Annotated in this window: 16 protein-coding genes; all 16 read right to left on the bottom strand. The window is 36.7% G+C overall.

The features are described from left to right. Positions 1–39: 39 nt before the first annotated feature. Positions 40–207: a hypothetical protein gene (locus BLR93_RS18000; protein ID WP_175559294.1), complete on the bottom strand. Its 168-nt coding sequence runs from the start codon at positions 205–207 to the stop codon at positions 40–42. 395 nt (positions 208–602) lie between these two features. Then, positions 603–1,175, bottom strand: a complete 573-nt coding sequence (hpf, locus tag BLR93_RS08005) for a ribosome hibernation-promoting factor, HPF/YfiA family (protein WP_093213055.1) — start codon at positions 1,173–1,175, stop codon at positions 603–605. Between the two features lie 327 nt (positions 1,176–1,502). Then, positions 1,503–1,856 (bottom strand): flagellar protein FliT, encoded by a 354-nt coding sequence (gene fliT / locus BLR93_RS08000; protein ID WP_093213053.1) that lies wholly within the window; start codon positions 1,854–1,856, stop codon positions 1,503–1,505. Next, positions 1,856–2,257, bottom strand: coding sequence for a flagellar export chaperone FliS (gene fliS, locus BLR93_RS07995; protein ID WP_093213051.1), 402 nt, complete (start codon positions 2,255–2,257; stop codon positions 1,856–1,858). Before fliS ends, fliT begins: the two co-directional genes overlap by 1 nt. 32 nt (positions 2,258–2,289) lie before the next feature. Next, positions 2,290–3,798 (bottom strand): flagellar hook-associated protein 2, encoded by a 1,509-nt coding sequence (locus BLR93_RS07990; protein WP_342720353.1) that lies wholly within the window; start codon positions 3,796–3,798, stop codon positions 2,290–2,292. An 18-nt stretch (positions 3,799–3,816) separates the two neighbouring features. Continuing rightward, the gene (flaG, locus tag BLR93_RS07985; RefSeq protein ID WP_093213049.1) at positions 3,817–4,194 is read right to left on the bottom strand and encodes a flagellar protein FlaG; all 378 of its coding nucleotides are present in this window, start codon (positions 4,192–4,194) and stop codon (positions 3,817–3,819) included. A 131-nt stretch (positions 4,195–4,325) separates the two neighbouring features. Then, positions 4,326–5,387, bottom strand: a complete 1,062-nt coding sequence (locus tag BLR93_RS07980) for an NAD(P)/FAD-dependent oxidoreductase (protein WP_093213047.1) — start codon at positions 5,385–5,387, stop codon at positions 4,326–4,328. A 221-nt stretch (positions 5,388–5,608) separates the two neighbouring features. Then, positions 5,609–6,664 carry a pseudaminic acid synthase gene (gene pseI, locus BLR93_RS07975; protein WP_093213045.1) on the bottom strand — a complete coding sequence of 352 codons (1,056 nt, stop codon included), beginning with the start codon at positions 6,662–6,664 and terminating at the stop codon, positions 5,609–5,611. A gap of 33 nt (positions 6,665–6,697) precedes the next feature. Further along, positions 6,698–7,813 carry a D-alanyl-lipoteichoic acid biosynthesis protein DltD gene (locus tag BLR93_RS07970; RefSeq protein ID WP_093213043.1) on the bottom strand — a complete coding sequence of 372 codons (1,116 nt, stop codon included), beginning with the start codon at positions 7,811–7,813 and terminating at the stop codon, positions 6,698–6,700. 38 nt (positions 7,814–7,851) lie between these two features. Then, a complete protein-coding gene (locus BLR93_RS07965) occupies positions 7,852–9,063 on the bottom strand; it encodes an ATP-grasp domain-containing protein (protein ID WP_093213041.1) in 1,212 nt (403 codons plus the stop codon). Beyond that, complete coding sequence (gene pseG, locus BLR93_RS07960; RefSeq protein WP_093213039.1) at positions 9,056–10,108, bottom strand: UDP-2,4-diacetamido-2,4,6-trideoxy-beta-L-altropyranose hydrolase; 1,053 nt, start codon at positions 10,106–10,108, stop codon at positions 9,056–9,058. The genes BLR93_RS07965 and pseG overlap by 8 nt, the downstream gene beginning before the upstream one ends. A gap of 58 nt (positions 10,109–10,166) precedes the next feature. Then, entirely contained in the window at positions 10,167–10,898 is a 732-nt protein-coding gene (locus BLR93_RS07955) for a cytidylyltransferase domain-containing protein (RefSeq protein WP_093213037.1), read from the bottom strand. Between the two features lie 12 nt (positions 10,899–10,910). After that, positions 10,911–12,110, bottom strand: a complete 1,200-nt coding sequence (gene pseC, locus BLR93_RS07950; RefSeq protein WP_093213036.1) for a UDP-4-amino-4,6-dideoxy-N-acetyl-beta-L-altrosamine transaminase — start codon at positions 12,108–12,110, stop codon at positions 10,911–10,913. Then, positions 12,111–13,082 carry a UDP-N-acetylglucosamine 4,6-dehydratase (inverting) gene (gene pseB / locus BLR93_RS07945; protein ID WP_093213034.1) on the bottom strand — a complete coding sequence of 324 codons (972 nt, stop codon included), beginning with the start codon at positions 13,080–13,082 and terminating at the stop codon, positions 12,111–12,113. Beyond that, positions 13,066–14,952 carry a motility associated factor glycosyltransferase family protein gene (locus BLR93_RS07940; protein WP_093213032.1) on the bottom strand — a complete coding sequence of 629 codons (1,887 nt, stop codon included), beginning with the start codon at positions 14,950–14,952 and terminating at the stop codon, positions 13,066–13,068. Before BLR93_RS07940 ends, pseB begins: the two co-directional genes overlap by 17 nt. Next, on the bottom strand, positions 14,942–15,550 hold the full coding sequence (locus BLR93_RS07935) for a hypothetical protein (RefSeq protein WP_093213030.1): 609 nt from the start codon (positions 15,548–15,550) through the stop codon (positions 14,942–14,944). Before BLR93_RS07935 ends, BLR93_RS07940 begins: the two co-directional genes overlap by 11 nt. Between the last annotated feature and the right edge of the window lie 7 nt (positions 15,551–15,557).

The raw sequence follows: 15,557 nt of genomic DNA, 5'->3' as shown, positions 1-15,557 counted from the left end.
AGCTTGCGGAGAAGATGAGGATACTGTAAAGCGGGGAAATTATAGCTGGAGGGCTTGCCCCTTGTCATGCGCTGTGTACTTATCATCCAACTCAGATAGCTTTCGATTAGTAACAGCAATAATCTCTAACAACTGGGTAATGGTGTGTTCATGCTGCTTGAGGATACGAGTGACTTGCTCACATTGTTGACAATGGTTACCTGCCAATGATTATTGCCCCTCCCTTTCAAATAGTTAACCACGCTTGCATAGAGAAAAAAAACCTAAGGAGTCAGAAACAATGCTCAGGGCCGGGGTCCCTCCTAAAACTAGTGTTTAGAAGGCCGGCCAATGGTTATTTCCAGTGTTAAGTCATTTATAACACACTATTTAAATTCCATCTATTTCCTATTTTTGTGTAACCAGTGGTAATCAACTCTATAAAATTCTATTTTCATCCATGGAATGATTAAAATTGACCAGAGGACACGCCTCCATTTTCAAAATATATCCAAATAGCAAAAAAAATAAAAAAACGATCCGCAGCAACAATGCCGGATCGCTTTTACTTATATTTTACACTCTCTTTATATTAACTTCATTTTCTTTCTTTATAATAATATTTAAGCCTCAGTAGGTTCGATTAGCCCATACCGTCCATCTCGGCGCCGGTAAACAACATTCGTGTCACCAGTAACTGAATTTGTGAATACGTAGAAAGCATGGCCAAGCATATCCATCTGCAGTACCGCTTCTTCAGAATCCATTGGCTTTAAATCAAACCGCTTTGTCCGTACAATTTCAAACCCTTCATCGTCAAGTTCCTGTTCTTCATTCAGTTGGCTTTCCAATGCTTCCTGCTCCAATTCAGCGAAAACATATTTGGGAGCACCATTTTGCCTGGATTTGCGGTTTACTTTTGTTTTGTATTTTCGGATTTGACGTTCTAATTTATCGACGACAAGGTCAATGGCAGCATATAAATCCCCATGTTGCTCCTCAGCTCTCAGCAACAAGTTTGTCATCGGGATAGTTACCTCGATTTCCTGCTCATCATTATAGACACCTAGATTAACATATACATCGGATGTTGGCGGTTTTTCAAAGTACCGTTCTAGCTTACTGATCTTCTTTTCCACATAATTGCTGATGGATTCAGTCACTTCTAGATTCTCACCACGAATGTTGAACTTCATATCAAGTGTCCTCCTTTTCATCCTTATGTATTTACTATTCCACCATACCCCGTCCAATTCCTGCTTAAACAAAGAAAAAATTTGTCGAACTTGTGTCGAAAAAGATGAAAAACAGCAATTCATGTAGATGGAAATGCTGTCTGCTAGCATTCTGCCGAGCAACTGACCGTTAGCCAGTAAACCTAATACTCCATCCCCACTATATATGTGCCAAAAAACAATCCTATGCCTTTCTGGGTTCAGGTAAACAAATGCTAAAAAACCCACCTGCCTTCTAGCAGATGGGTTCGTGTATGATTTGAAGAGTGGTATAAATTGATTGCACATTTATTTTTTATGGTCTAAAAACATGCCATCAAAGTTTGATACGTTTTTATATGGGTTTTTATACTTACTGCTTGAACTTCTTTGTTTTTTAACTGTCTTCATTTCCGTCCGCAAAAGAATCAGCAGTTGCTTTAATTTATCTTGAATGTCTCTGTTCAATGGCAGGAGCGCCCGTCCAGTCTCCATTTCCTCTTCAGAATATGGGGGTTTAATGTCTTTTAACAACTCTTCTCGTTCTTCGAGCACTTGTTCTATCCTGGCAATTGCTTCCTCCCGCTTGTCAATAGGAATATCATCGCTTATTTGTTGATGAAGTTCCTCTGTCACATCATAAAAAGACTGAAGTCGGTTCATCAAATATTAGCACCTTGCCCATACTGTTTCTGGCGGTTTAGCTTAATTACTTCCTTCCAAGTATCTCTGAATTCAGTAACAAGTCCCGAAGCTTCCTCCAAAATCGCTCGATCGTTATTGATATTAGCCTCCATTAAACGGTTATTAATGTAGTCATAAAGCGGCATAATTTCCTTCGTAATTTCTGCTTTCGGATCCAAAGTTACCATCAATTCCTGAATAATTTTCTGGGCTTTTTGAATGTTAACATTCTTTTGCTCATGATTGTCCTTTTCAATATTACGAGTGGCCTGCTTAATAAACTTAAGACAACCATTATAAAGCATCAGCGTCAATTCTCCAGGTGACGCTGTGGTCACAGAATTATTTTTGTACGTTTGATACTGCTGTTGTATAGACATTCGCGAAAAAACACTCCCTATTTTATTACATGTTAACCATTGAATTGCTGCATTAAGTAAGATGATTGTTCATTCATCCGCTGAATTGCTTTTTCCATCGCGGTAAACTGTCTCCAATAACGATCCTCAATTTGTGTCAGCTTGTCTTGAAAACGGTCAATCTGGTTATCCACATCTTTTAACCGTTTACCAAGGGTGTACTGCTCTAGTGTCTGCAGGCCTCGCCCTGCCCGTTCCTCAATACTTCTCATGGTTGAATTGATAGCATCATCCATCCGGTGCATAATACCGCGGCCTGCTCCCTCTGTATCATTAGAAAATAGCTGATAAACGGAATCAGAATCTTCTTTTAACGCATCGCGCAGTTTATCTTCATTCACAATTAACTTCCCTGCATCCAAATAGTTGGAAGATGTCTTAATGCCAATTTCTGATAAATGGGAGAACTGGCTGCCATTATCCACTTGCGCATACAAGCCTTGCCTCATATCAAATAAACCAGAAGAAAGCATTGATTCGCCTTTGAGCAGTCCGCTCTTCGCCTTTTCTTCCCAAAGTTCAATTTCTTTTTCGGACATATCTTTCTTTTGAGCTTCTGTTAAAGGCTTATAATCGCGGTAGCGTGGTTCATTTAAGCTTCCGTTCACTTTTTCGATAACTTCATTATACTTATCGACAAACGCCATGATTTTGTCCACAGAAGCATCTACGTCATTGCTGACAGTCACCTGGGCAGCACCCGTCGTTTCTTCAAGAAAGTTAAAGGTAACTCCATTAAGAGTTGTCGAATTTGTTTTTGACGTCAGCTCTACTGCCCCATTATATATAAAGGTTGCATCTGTACCATTTTGCTCCCCTGCTTGTGTTAACTGCAGCGTATCTGTAAAGAAACCAGAATTACCGTTAAATACAATTTCTTCTCCACCCGGGTTGTAGTCTCCGGCTTCCGTTCGTTCAAGGACAACCTTATCCGTTTGCACATCATAGAAAGCCCGTACGCCATTATCTTGATCCGTTACTTTCGTTAATACACTACTAAGCGTATCTCCTGCTTCAATGGCAATTTGGTGGGTTTCCTCTCCATTATGATAAGTGGTGAACTCCAACGTATCCGGTACTGTTACTCCACCAGCAAAGTTTTGCTCAGACAGCTTCCCTAAAGGGTCAATTTTAGCGGTACTGTCTGCAGAAATTCCGGTACTACTAACGTTTATTGCAGCTGTTGCCAGCTGCGTTACCTCCATAGTATAGGTACCACTTGATGCGCTAGCTGACGCAGTTGCCGTTACTCCACTTTGCGAAGAAGATGTCTCCTTCGTACTGTATGTCTTTTGCAGTCTCATATCCCTGACCAAATCATCCAGTTCTGAAAGACTTTTACTTACATCGCGGAATGCATCACGCTGCCAAGTCATCCAGGCTTTGTCCTGTTCCATTTTATTAAGCGGAATTCGTTCCGCTTCCATTAAATCGCTGACTATCTGGTCGATGTCCATTCCGGAAGCAAGACCGCCGATCCGCATGCTATTTACACTGTTCACCATATGTTTCACCAGCCTTTAGATTTTTTCATCTACAATGAAGCCCATGAACTCAGCCATTGCTGCATAGACATCAAGAAGCTTCTTCGGAGGTATCTCCTTGATAACTTCCTTGGTATCCGTGTCTATTACTGTCACATAATATTTATCAAGCTTATCATGTATTTCAAACTTGAGTCCTGTATGCGTCGGTTCTAAAAATTCATTCATTGCTTCCATTGTTTCTAATACTCGTTGTTTTTCGATTGTTTCTTTTTCGGTACCATTAATTACTTCTACGCTAGTTTGGTTATTATTAAATTCATTAATGGATCTTTCTCTTGCAGTTGAAGGAATCTCGGGATGATTAGTCTTTTGCAGGAGTTGGGATCCAGATATCATCTTCCCAACGTTCATGACAAAAGCCAACTCCTATTCTATGTATTTTCTTTTTATATCGGTCATAGCAGAAACAAAGTGAAGGAGACTGCATAAAAAATTTCTATAAAAAACGGATAGTCTGCTGCTATCCGTTTTGCTCTATGCTATCAATGTCGTTTGTTCAGCCACAAAACACCCGATTTGGCCAGACGCGGCAGCAACCCTGTCACTGGCTGTTGCATCATGTTGCCGAAGCCATCTGATTTCCCTAAAGAACCGAGGGCGCCTTTCAGTTTGATTTCCTTTGGTTTTTGCGGTGCATTATCATTCAATATTGCTGATAAAACATCAGCAATTTGTTCCCCCTGTTGGCCTGCCAACTGAGCGCTTGGAGAATGGATAGAAGAAGCGCAGTCCCCTACCACATAAACTTCAGGATGGGAAGGAACCTGGTAAAAGTCGTTAAGGATGACTTTATCCTGACGATCCTTTGCAAAAGGAAGCTCCCTTACCAAATAGTTAGGCCGGACTCCAGCAGTCCAAACCGTGACGTCATTAACAAAGCAAACTCCATTGTTGCAGACCCCATCTTTTTCTACATATTCGACGTTTGCCTTGTGAATAACTTCTACATCATTTTTGACAAACCATTCTTCCACATAATTTTGTATTTTTGTATCAAATGCACTTAATACTGTTTCCCCGCGGTCAAGCAGCCGCACATTCAAATCAGGGCGGCTCTCCCTTACCTCGGATGCGACTTCAATTCCACTTAACCCGGCTCCGACAATAGCTACCTTTCCATATGCCTTCAAATCACCGACGGCTAGGCTGGCATACCGTGCACGCGATATTGTCTGAACGCTTTCCGTATATTGCTCTGCTCCCTCAATGCCATGGTAATTATCTTCACAGCCCAGGCCAATAATCAAAAAATCATATTCGACAGGTTCATCGACATCTCTCAATTCGATATGTCGATGATCGACAGCAATTTTTTCAACTTCTCCGTACACATAATCTACTTGTTCATGATCAGGAAATTCCATTCGTACTTCTCTATCTGCTTTCGTACCGGCAGCTATCGCATAAAATTCTGTCTTTAAAGAATGGTAGGGATTCCGGTCAACCAGCGTTATCCGGATATCATCAGGCAACCCGCCATCCAGTAATTTATTGAGAATTTTAACCCCTCCGTAGCCGCCTCCTAATATCACTAATCTCCTCATAGATTTACCCCTTATCTTTTCTAATCATAGCTAATAAAACGACTAATCAATCAAAAGCGCTTACAGTATTACCCCACTTAAAGACTACCAAAAAAGCTGTCGAATGACTACAGGAAAATGAAGATTAAAATAATATTAAAAGATACTATGCATTGATGAATTTTATTGTCTTCTGCTTAATACCATCTGTCCTATTAATCCATATTATTTTTTAACTAGAGTTATTCTAATAAATATTCCCACTGTAACGGAGTGCCCTTAACAGCACTTTTTTGGGCTTTTTTTCCTAGTACTAAATCATAATATTTTGGAGGGATTCCCAATCCCGGTCGGATAGCTTTCAAATTCTCTTTGGTAAATACATCTCCTGCTTGTATGTCCTTCGTTATATATAATGATCTCCTCCGGGTGCGCGAGCTTTTTTCTTTCTCAGAGGGACCAAAAGTAATCTGCCCTAAAGCTTCCCAAGCTTTATTTGTTTCATTTACTAATTGCCTTAATTCTTTTGGTTCTAATGAAAAAACAGAATCTACACCACCATCTTCACGCGATAATGTAAAGTGTTTTTCGATAACTGTTGCTCCTAAAGCTACACTTGCAATTGCAACACCTATTCCTTGCGTATGGTCAGACAAACCGACGTTGCTATTAAATACCTGGCTCATGTATGGAATTGTTTTAATATTGGTGTCAATAGCAGGAGCTGGATAAGTACTGGTGCATTTTAATAAAATTATGTCTTTACAACCGGATTCTTTTACAGCCCTTATAGTTTCATCGAGTTCAGATAAAGTTGCCATCCCTGTGGAAATTATTACTGGTTTTCCTGTACTGGCAACTTTTCGAAGAAGTGGCATATCCGTATTTTCAAACGAAGCTATTTTATAACATGGAACATCTAACTCTTCCAAAAAATCAACCGCAGTTTCATCAAAAGGACTACTAAAGACAATTAAATCCAGTTCTCGACATCTATTAAAAATGGCTTCATGCCACTCCCAAGGTGTGTGGGCTTCCTGATATAAATTGTAAAGACTTTTCCCATTCCATAAGTTAGCGGGATCATTTATAACAAATTCTCTCTCGTCTACATCTATTGTCATTGTATCAGGTGTGTAAGTTTGTAACTTCACTGCATCAGCGCCTGCTTTAGCTGCTTCTTCCACGATTTTTAAAGCATTATCTAGAGATTGGTTATGATTTCCAGACATCTCAGCAATAATAAAAGGAGGGTAGCCAGGTCCAATTTTTCTATTTTCTATAATTACTTCCTTCATATATTGGAACAACCTTTCAGTTAATCTAAATATTTATATCAGTTTATTTATTAATTGAGTTACTTTATAGGCGCCACTTTGATTTAAGTGATGTACATCAAAAAAATCACGGTCAGATACTACATCTGAGTCAAATAAATCTATCAAATCAAAAGAATGGTCTTTATTCAGTTGTTTAAGATAGTCCGTAATGTTTTCTCTTATCGTTTTAGAGAAATATGTTGTATAGTCTTTATGCTGTGGAAGAATAACAATTATAGGTTTTATTTCTTCTTCTTTTAGTAAGTTTAAATACTGCTCTAGTATCTGGGCATTTTTTTCAACAGTCTTTGGATAGTTTTTATTAGAATGTCTTAATGCTAACCGTTTCCTCTCCAATTGAGCAATGTTATTATCTTTTTTATACTGATCTTCAAAACTATCAATATGCTCTATATAATTATCTATCAGAATAGTATCTAATAAAGTTTGTAAGTGGGGAACCTTATTCATGAATTTATCATCAGCAAAAACGGTGCGTAAATCCTTATACGTTTTGTAATAATCTTTATCATCCTTTAATTTCTCTTCTATAGGATGGTATCTAGTAACTAAATGCTTTTCACGTGATTTTATCAGTTCAAATTCAAGACTATAATTAGCCAATCCTACAATGATTGTTTTAATACTAGCAAGTTGGTTTCTATTGCTTAAATACTTTACGATTGAATAATCATGGAATAAATCTTGGCTGTTTAATGCAAAGTTAAAAGCTTTTCTATTTAATTCCTTAAGATCTAATCCATATTTTGCATATGACATACCAGTAATTAAACAATTGTATTCAGAGAAATCTTCTGAGTATTTCTCTAATTTTGTTTGTAAGGAAATGAAATTATGATACTTATAGTATTCAAGTATCTTTTCTTCTGGTATACCTATTTTTAAAAGCTGTTCCCTTATTTCTTCAAAATAAATACTGCCAATTAATATATAATCGTACTCTTTACTTTTAAGTTCCGAAGGCGAAATGACTGGTATATCTTTAATTCGACTGCCGACCTTATCTTTATTATTATCTGCATAAGCGATAATCTTTACTTTATGTTTATTGATTACTCTTCTAATCTTTTCCGCACTACTCCCACTCCCGAAGATAATAATATTCACTATACTCTCACCCCCCGAATCCGAAAACTAAATGATGATTATTTAAGATAAGTTAATCCAGACTTGATTATACCCATTAACTCTGCACAGTTCTCTTCAGCTTCCAGCGAGGTCTCACCTGTACAAATCACATGACCATAAACGTCTACACCTGAATTTAACGGGTGAACAAAATTATTTTCGGGCAAACTAATATGATATTCTAGTGGATTATACGGTTCAATTGCTTCTTTCATTTTTTTACTATTATATTGGATTTCAGAACATGTATTAAAGTAAAGCATTTCAACTGCAACGGGTTTATTTTTTGCCGTTGGCAAATTTATCTTTTCACCTATCGCCATTCTAATTGCTAATTCGATGAGGTCAATACCCGAATTATATTTAACTATTTCAGGAAGTTTGGTTGCGCCAATTCTTGCTCCTATTTCTATAATATACGGGGTGCCAAGATGATCAATAATAATATCGATATTACTTGGACCGTGAGTTATCCCAAGGCTTGCTAAAGCCTTTTGGCATTCCTTCTTAATTTTTATTATTTGTTTTTCGTTAAGAGAAGCTGGCAGGGAATGACCGATCGGTATCATATTTTCGGACAATTTGTCATTATGTATAAAACATAGCTCCATTTCACCGGCAATAGATAAACTTTGTGCTCCTATTTCTAACCCTTGTATAAATTCTTCTATGATGACCATTTTATTACGGGAAAATTTTTGAGCATATTCAATTGCCGCCATTAGTTCACTCATACATGTTATTTTTTGTACTCCCCTGCTTCCAGAACTATCAGACGGTTTTACTATCAACGGGTGTTTTTCCAATATAGGTTTTACTTTATCTTCAATTTCTAAAGGACTATCTTCTCTTGTAACAATGTAATATTCTGGAGAAGAAACCCCGGATTTCTTAAACAATTCTCTCATGACTGTTTTGTCAGTAACTGCTTTAGCGATTCCCCATCCTTGATTAGGAAGCCCTAACTGCTCGTTCACATAACACACAACTGGTACCGCAATGTCACTTGAAATAGTTAATATACCAGATATCCCGTAATCTCTAGCAACCTTTTCAACCCCAAGAAAATCTGTTGTACTAACCACTTCATAATAATCTGCATAACGAAAACCAATGGCATTTGGATTCATATCAACTACCAGTGTGGTTAGGCCTAGTCTCTTTGCAGTCTTAATTGCTTCTAATTGTCCATAGCTGCCGCCTAAAATCATTAATACCTTTTTATTCAAGATTATCACTCATTTTAATATTTAATTTTTCTAATATTCGTTCATTTCCTCGGCCATCTATTAAATTTTGTCCGTTAATAGCCATCTTCTTTCTTACATTTAAGTCATTTATTATCTGTAAAGCTTCTTCGAAATCATGCTGTGTAATCGTGGTATCTCCCCCTAAATACAAGCAAGTTTGATATCTTTCCGCTAAGATTTTAGCCGACTTTTGGTTTTCGGCGATTTGGATAACTATGCTTGGGAGTCCCATGTATGCCATTTCGAAAAGTGTCGTTCCTCCTGCAGTTATAGCAAAGTCAGCCCAGTTTAGTAAGGAAGGCATATCCTCGTCATCTTCTACTATGTGAAGATCCAACTTGGATTTCGTTAAGCTAGCATTTATACGATCTTTGTGATTATTAGCAGGACCAAGTAAAACCTTTATTTCCCTGTTGTAATCATTAACTTTTTCTAACATCCTAATAATGGAGAGTGTGACATTATTAGGATCAGCCCCTCCCATAGAAATTAAAACGTTAGTTGGAGTTGTCTTTATCGCAGGCTTTACACCTTGCCAATTCAGAAATTCTTTACGTAATGTTGTGAATTGTGGACCGATTAACAGCTGCGAATATGTTTCTATGTTTGTGTACATCTCTTCATTTACAAAAGTACCTCTGTTTAAAATTATATCAGCACAATAATAATCAAGGTTAGCAAAATCATCGAAAAGTAACACTTTTAAACCATTTTTCTTCAATTCCGTGATATAACTATCATTAAAATGATAGCCATCAAGGATTATCCAATCTACCTGCTTAATTTTTGCTATCTCTATGGTTTTGTTTAAATCTTCTTCACTGCCTGGAGTGGATGGAAGAACATCTAAACACACATTTTCTTTGTTCAATAGTTTTATAAGACCAGTAGTGATTTCTGAACATACAAATTGGATAGAAGAATATTTTTTTAACGATTGAGCAAGTGCTAGAGTTCTCATGATGTGTCCTGCGCCTATTGCATTTGAAGCATCTGCTCTAATAATAAATTTTACTTTCTTCATGGAACCTCCCTACGGAATATGCAAGTTAATTAGTCCTTGTTAAAGATTGCCCCTTTTATTAAATTTTTTTCTGTTCAACATTCTGATTAATAGTAACGATGGAAGGATGTTGCTTCAAGTACGTTACAATGTCATTCATTTTCAGGTACGAGTTTGCCTTATATAAATTTTCCAGGATGTTAGCTACAACTTCGAAATCCTCTTTTGTATCTACTGTTAATCTAAAATGACTAAAATCCTCTTCGTTTTTTACAGCTAATGTTTTATACTTCCCTGGTACTCTATATAAATATGAAGTCACATGCTCCCTATCACTATCACTAGTTGCATACCTATTAATTTCCTTTAATGTTCTGTAGGATAGAACACCAGTGTCCATTCCTCTTGGGTATGTACGTTCTATCGTGTTCGATACATAATCATAATTCTTTTGATTTTTTAAATACTCTCGAACAACCTTGTCAATTACAAGGGGATCAATTAATGGACAGTCAGAAGTCAATCTAACGATGACATCTCCTTTATACTCGGTTGCTGCTTCATAATATCTAGATAATACATCTTCCTCAGATCCTCTAAAAGCTGGTATGGAAAGTTGCTTACACAAGTCTATAATTATGTCATCCGTTTTATTTTTAGTAGTGGCAACGACTATTTGATCGATTAAAGCAGCCCTTTTCACCTGTTCAAGCTCATATTCCAATAAAGTTTTATTCATTACCTTTTTCATAATCTTCCCCGGAAGTCTGGTAGATCCCATCCTGGCCTGAATGATAGCAATAACTTTCATTATATCCCCCTATTACTTGTTGGAATAATTCAACATAACCTTTTTGACAGCCGTAATAACATCTTCTGCATCTCTTTCTGTCATTGCCGGGAAAAGTGGTAAAGATATAATGCTTTCATACAAATTCTCAGCGTTTGGACATATACCTCTTTTATACCCAAGCTCACTGTAATACGGCTGGAGGTGTACAGGAATATAGTGCACGTTAACACCAATATTCTCGTTTTGCAATGCTTCGAAGATTTCTTTTCTACTACCACAGAGCTTACTTAAATTTAATCTTATTACATATAAGTGCCAGCTGGATTCTATCATCCGATTCTGAAACGGAGTATCTAACATATCCATCCTTGAGAATGCTTCATTATACATAGCAGCATACTTTTTTCTCCATTTCAAAAAACGCTCATTTTTTGTAAGTTGGCTAATACCCAATGCTGCCTGTATATCTGTCATACGATAATTATAGCCAAGAAACTGCATTTCGTAATACCATGGTCCGTGACTATCTTGTACTTTGCTTTTATCCCTGGTAATACCATGTGAGCGAAATTGCAATAACTTTTCGTAAAAAACTCGATTATTGGTAGTAATTATTCCGCCCTCACCAGTCGTTATTTGCTTAACAGGATGAAAACTGAACATTGTCATATCGCTTAATGATCCTACTTTTCGTCCTTTGTAAGTTGCTCCTAAAGCATGGGCGGCATCTTCAATTACAATTAGGTCATTTGCTTTAGCAATCTCAAGAATTTCATCTAAGTCTGCCGGTTGGCCGGTAAAATCAACAGGAATGATAGCTTTCGTCCGGTCTGTGATAGATTTAGGGATCTTTTTTGCATCAATATTATACGTATCTTTATCAATATCCACAAAAACCGGAGTTCCACCTTGATATAATACACAATTAGCGCTAGCTGCAAAGGTCATTGGTGTAGTTATTACTTCATCTCCATCCATAATTCCAGCCGCAAAACAAGCACCATGCAGTGCTGCTGTCCCACTTGAAAATGCTACTGCATATTTGGCATCTACATACTTCGCTATAGATTGTTCAAACTTTTCAATATAGGGGCCAGTTGTTAGGTAATCCCCTCGCAGCACATCGACAACAGCTTGTATATCTTCTTCACTAATCCATTGTTTGGAATAAGGCAAATAGGCCTCACGTGACTTATGATCTTTATGCACGAATTCATCCTCTGAAGACATTTAATTGACCTCTTCCACTAATATTTTTAAATCATCAACTGACAACCAATCCGTATTTGTATCACTAGTGTACTTGAATCCTTCAGGGAGTTTCTCTCCTTCAAGTTCATAAATATTCGACCACCATGAAAACTCCGGTTGAATTACATAGTAAGAATTATACTCCAATGTTCTTCGTGCATCGTCCTCGGTAATCATTGTTTCATGAAGTTTCTCACCAGGCCGAATGCCTACATATTTGATTTCACAATGTGGGGCAATACTTTTAGCCAAATCTACTACATTCATACTTGGAATTTTGGGAACAAAAATTTCTCCTCCCTGCATTCTTAACAGACTGTCTAATACAAATTGCACGCCTTTATCTAAAGTGATCCAGAATCTAGTCATTCTGGCATCTGTAATAGGTATCTCACCTGTAGCTTTAAGTTGTTGGAAAAATGGTACTACGCTGCCTCTGCTACCCACTACGTTTCCGTACCGAACCACCGCAAACCTAGTATCCTTGTCGCCCGCGTATGAATTAGCTGCTACAAACAACTTGTCCGAGGCTAACTTAGTCGCGCCATATAAATTCACCGGGCTAGCTGCTTTGTCAGTGCTTAAGGCAATAACGCGTTTCACTTTACAGTCAATTGCGGCTTCTACAATATTTTGTGCACCGTGTATATTTGTCTTCACGGCTTCAAAAGGATTATACTCACAAGCTCCAACGTGCTTCATAGCAGCAGCATGAATAACAATATCCACTCCGTCAAAGGCCCTGTATAATCTTTCTTTATCCCGAACATCTCCAATAAAAAAACGGATTCTTGAATCTGAATACTCTTGAGCCATTTCATATTGCTTAAGCTCATCGCGGCTAAAAACAATTACTTTTTTCACGCTTTGTTTTAGGATGTTTGAAATAAATTTTTTCCCAAAGGATCCAGTTCCACCTGTAACTAGAATCACTTTATTTTTTAAGTTCATATATATTGCCACCTCGAGTTTTTTTATAGCTTTGTTCCAACGTTGAATAGACAGGTGATATGTTATGAGAATCTAATTTACACTCAGATAAAAACTTATCAAAAATCTTCACAGTGGTTTCACCTTTAATAAGTTGGTCTTCCATAAACCTGATAGATTGTATCTTTTGAATGGTTAACTCCAATGAGATTCGCACCATAGGATTTATGAAAACTTTATAATATTGATTATCTCTAAATCGCTTAAACTCTTTATCAAGTCTATTAAACTGTCTTTCCAGATTGCTCACCTGCTGTTTACTCACCAGTAAGTTTATTTGTTGTAATATTTTCTCTAAATTACCTAAAATAACTCCGAATTCTTTAAAATTAGAGTTCATCGTTTCCTGTTTTTCTTTTACTTTAGCAACGTCATAGTTAATATTAAGCTTTTCAAACCAGTTATCATCTACAACTGGTAAACATAAATGATTTAATATTAAATCATGTAGACGAATGAAAGTAGTTCCTTTGATGCAAGCTCCTCCGACAGTTGTATTAATAACTTTTATATTTGTTAATGAGATATACTGTTCCAGTTCTTGCTTCATGTCGAAGAAACCTTTACTAGTTAAAATGTCATTTCCATTCACATCTTTTATAGTAATAGCTTTATTTTTAACATCCTGTGTTATGGAGTAATCCTTCCCCATGTTACTGTAATCAATTCCTTTGGAATAAAACTCGCTATCTTTATATGCAAGGTTTTGTCCAACAAGGATAATAGAGCTCACTTGCAACTTAACTAATAATTGCAGAGTAATAATCGCTATGGAAGAAGCATCGTTTATTACAGCATCTGTTGCTTCTTCTCCTAAGTAATACTGTGAAACTGTGTCCTGACTCGTAATCATATGGGCTTTTGGTCCTGAATACTTCTTGATGGTTTCATAACCCACACTGCTTCCAAAAATAAGAGGGATTTCCAATCCCTTTTTAATTATCTCTTCGAAAACTTTATAATTATGGCCTTGGGGGTCATAAGTACATACCGCATCAGGAAGGATATCATTATTGATTAAAGCTTTATTGGCTGAACCGACAGCGAAGATGTAGGCCAATTTGTTTTCTTTAATATATCGGAGGTTTTCTATTTCGTTATTCAAAGAAGGCCCAGCAGCAACTAAGATAACCGGTAGTCCCTTTATTATATCTGAATTTCCGGCTTGTAAAATATTTGGCGTATTTAAAACGGCTGGAAAGTTTTTCATACTGTTAATTGTCCAACGTTTTTCAAATGCTAGATTAGTGAAAAATGTGGTGTTCTTATCCTTCATCTTTTTTTTGAATTGAGTTAAAAAGAGTTGATACTCTTTTTGAAATATCTTTTCATAACTAGGAAGGGATACAAAAAGCACATTATCATCCAACTGATTAACAAACTGGTTTAACATTAGATTTTTTTCATTTTCGGATGTTTCTAAATAAATATCTTTTATTTGTTTTTCATTAAGATCTTCTATTTTTTTGTTTGCGAGAAAATGATAAAAAATAGCTGGATTTGGTTCATATAATGTATAAGTAAGGTTGGGGTATTTTTCCATAAATGCTTTCACATGATAGCCGAGCCCTATTCCATAGAAAAAGACTTGTTTATATTGATTCATATCTTCTTCGTATTTACTAATTAATCGCTGTGCTTCTTTTTCAGGATCATACTTGCTATGAATAGAAACTGTTCCCGTTTCAACCGTTATTTCTAAGGAAAGCTGTCCTGTTTTAGACTTCACCACATATATAGGCTGGGTCAATATATCCTCTTCGTTATCTTTTAAATAATCTCGGATTGGTCGATAATATTTTCTCAAATAATTTATATTATCAATTAACATTCAAACGTTCCCCTTGTTGATCAATTGTTGCTGTTGCCTCACCTTTTAAGGATGAAAGGATTTCTAAAATTTCATATTGTAAAATATCGGCAATAAGAATTTGGTCATTTGCCTCCATCGCTGCTTCCAAAGCTGTTAGTTCATTTTCCAGCAAGTTAATAAGCTTCAAATACTTGCTCCAATTATAGGGTTGATACTTACCATTGGCTATTACATCAAATAGCTGGTTAATCCACTGCAGCCCTTCCAGTAACTGTCCAAGCTTTTCCCATGAACTGCTAGTTGGTCCCTGGTATAATTCGTCAATGAGTATTTGAAGTTCAGGAAGTGCTCCGGTCAAGTAACTTTCAGTAGATAGTAACAAATCGTTGACAAACTCCCTGACTGTTTTCATAATTACCTTTACTTGGCTAATGGAAGTGATTTTTTCCTCGAGTTGAAGCTCAAACTGGTCATAAATATCTTCTTCATCTATTATTAAGTGGCTGAAAAATAAACCTGATTCATTAACCTGGTTTTCGATTTCTTTTACTATGAGTTCAATAGAAGACTTCGTGTTTTCAAAATTATAGCTTTTTCCATTTATTTCGACTATCATTAGACAA

This window comes from Sediminibacillus albus (assembly GCF_900101125.1).
Taxonomy (GTDB): Bacteria; Bacillota; Bacilli; order Bacillales; family Amphibacillaceae; genus Sediminibacillus; species Sediminibacillus albus.
This window is presented reverse-complemented; position numbering and strand designations above follow the sequence as displayed.

Bases quoted from the DNA above. Each gene is read 5' to 3' on its own strand.
- pseC (WP_093213036.1), bottom strand. From the start codon at position 12,110: ATGTCTTCAGAGGATGAATTCGTGCATAAAGATCATAAGTCACGTGAG.
- BLR93_RS07935 (WP_093213030.1), bottom strand. From the start codon at position 15,550: ATGATAGTCGAAATAAATGGAAAAAGCTATAATTTTGAAAACACGAAG.
- BLR93_RS07955 (WP_093213037.1), bottom strand. From the start codon at position 10,898: ATGAAAGTTATTGCTATCATTCAGGCCAGGATGGGATCTACCAGACTT.
- fliT (WP_093213053.1), bottom strand. From the start codon at position 1,856: ATGAACCGACTTCAGTCTTTTTATGATGTGACAGAGGAACTTCATCAA.
- flaG (WP_093213049.1), bottom strand. From the start codon at position 4,194: ATGAACGTTGGGAAGATGATATCTGGATCCCAACTCCTGCAAAAGACT.
- BLR93_RS07940 (WP_093213032.1), bottom strand. From the start codon at position 14,952: ATGTTAATTGATAATATAAATTATTTGAGAAAATATTATCGACCAATC.
- pseB (WP_093213034.1), bottom strand. From the start codon at position 13,082: ATGAACTTAAAAAATAAAGTGATTCTAGTTACAGGTGGAACTGGATCC.
- pseG (WP_093213039.1), bottom strand. From the start codon at position 10,108: ATGAAGAAAGTAAAATTTATTATTAGAGCAGATGCTTCAAATGCAATA.
- pseI (WP_093213045.1), bottom strand. From the start codon at position 6,664: ATGAAGGAAGTAATTATAGAAAATAGAAAAATTGGACCTGGCTACCCT.
- BLR93_RS07980 (WP_093213047.1), bottom strand. From the start codon at position 5,387: ATGAGGAGATTAGTGATATTAGGAGGCGGCTACGGAGGGGTTAAAATT.
- hpf (WP_093213055.1), bottom strand. From the start codon at position 1,175: ATGAAGTTCAACATTCGTGGTGAGAATCTAGAAGTGACTGAATCCATC.
- fliS (WP_093213051.1), bottom strand. From the start codon at position 2,257: ATGTCTATACAACAGCAGTATCAAACGTACAAAAATAATTCTGTGACC.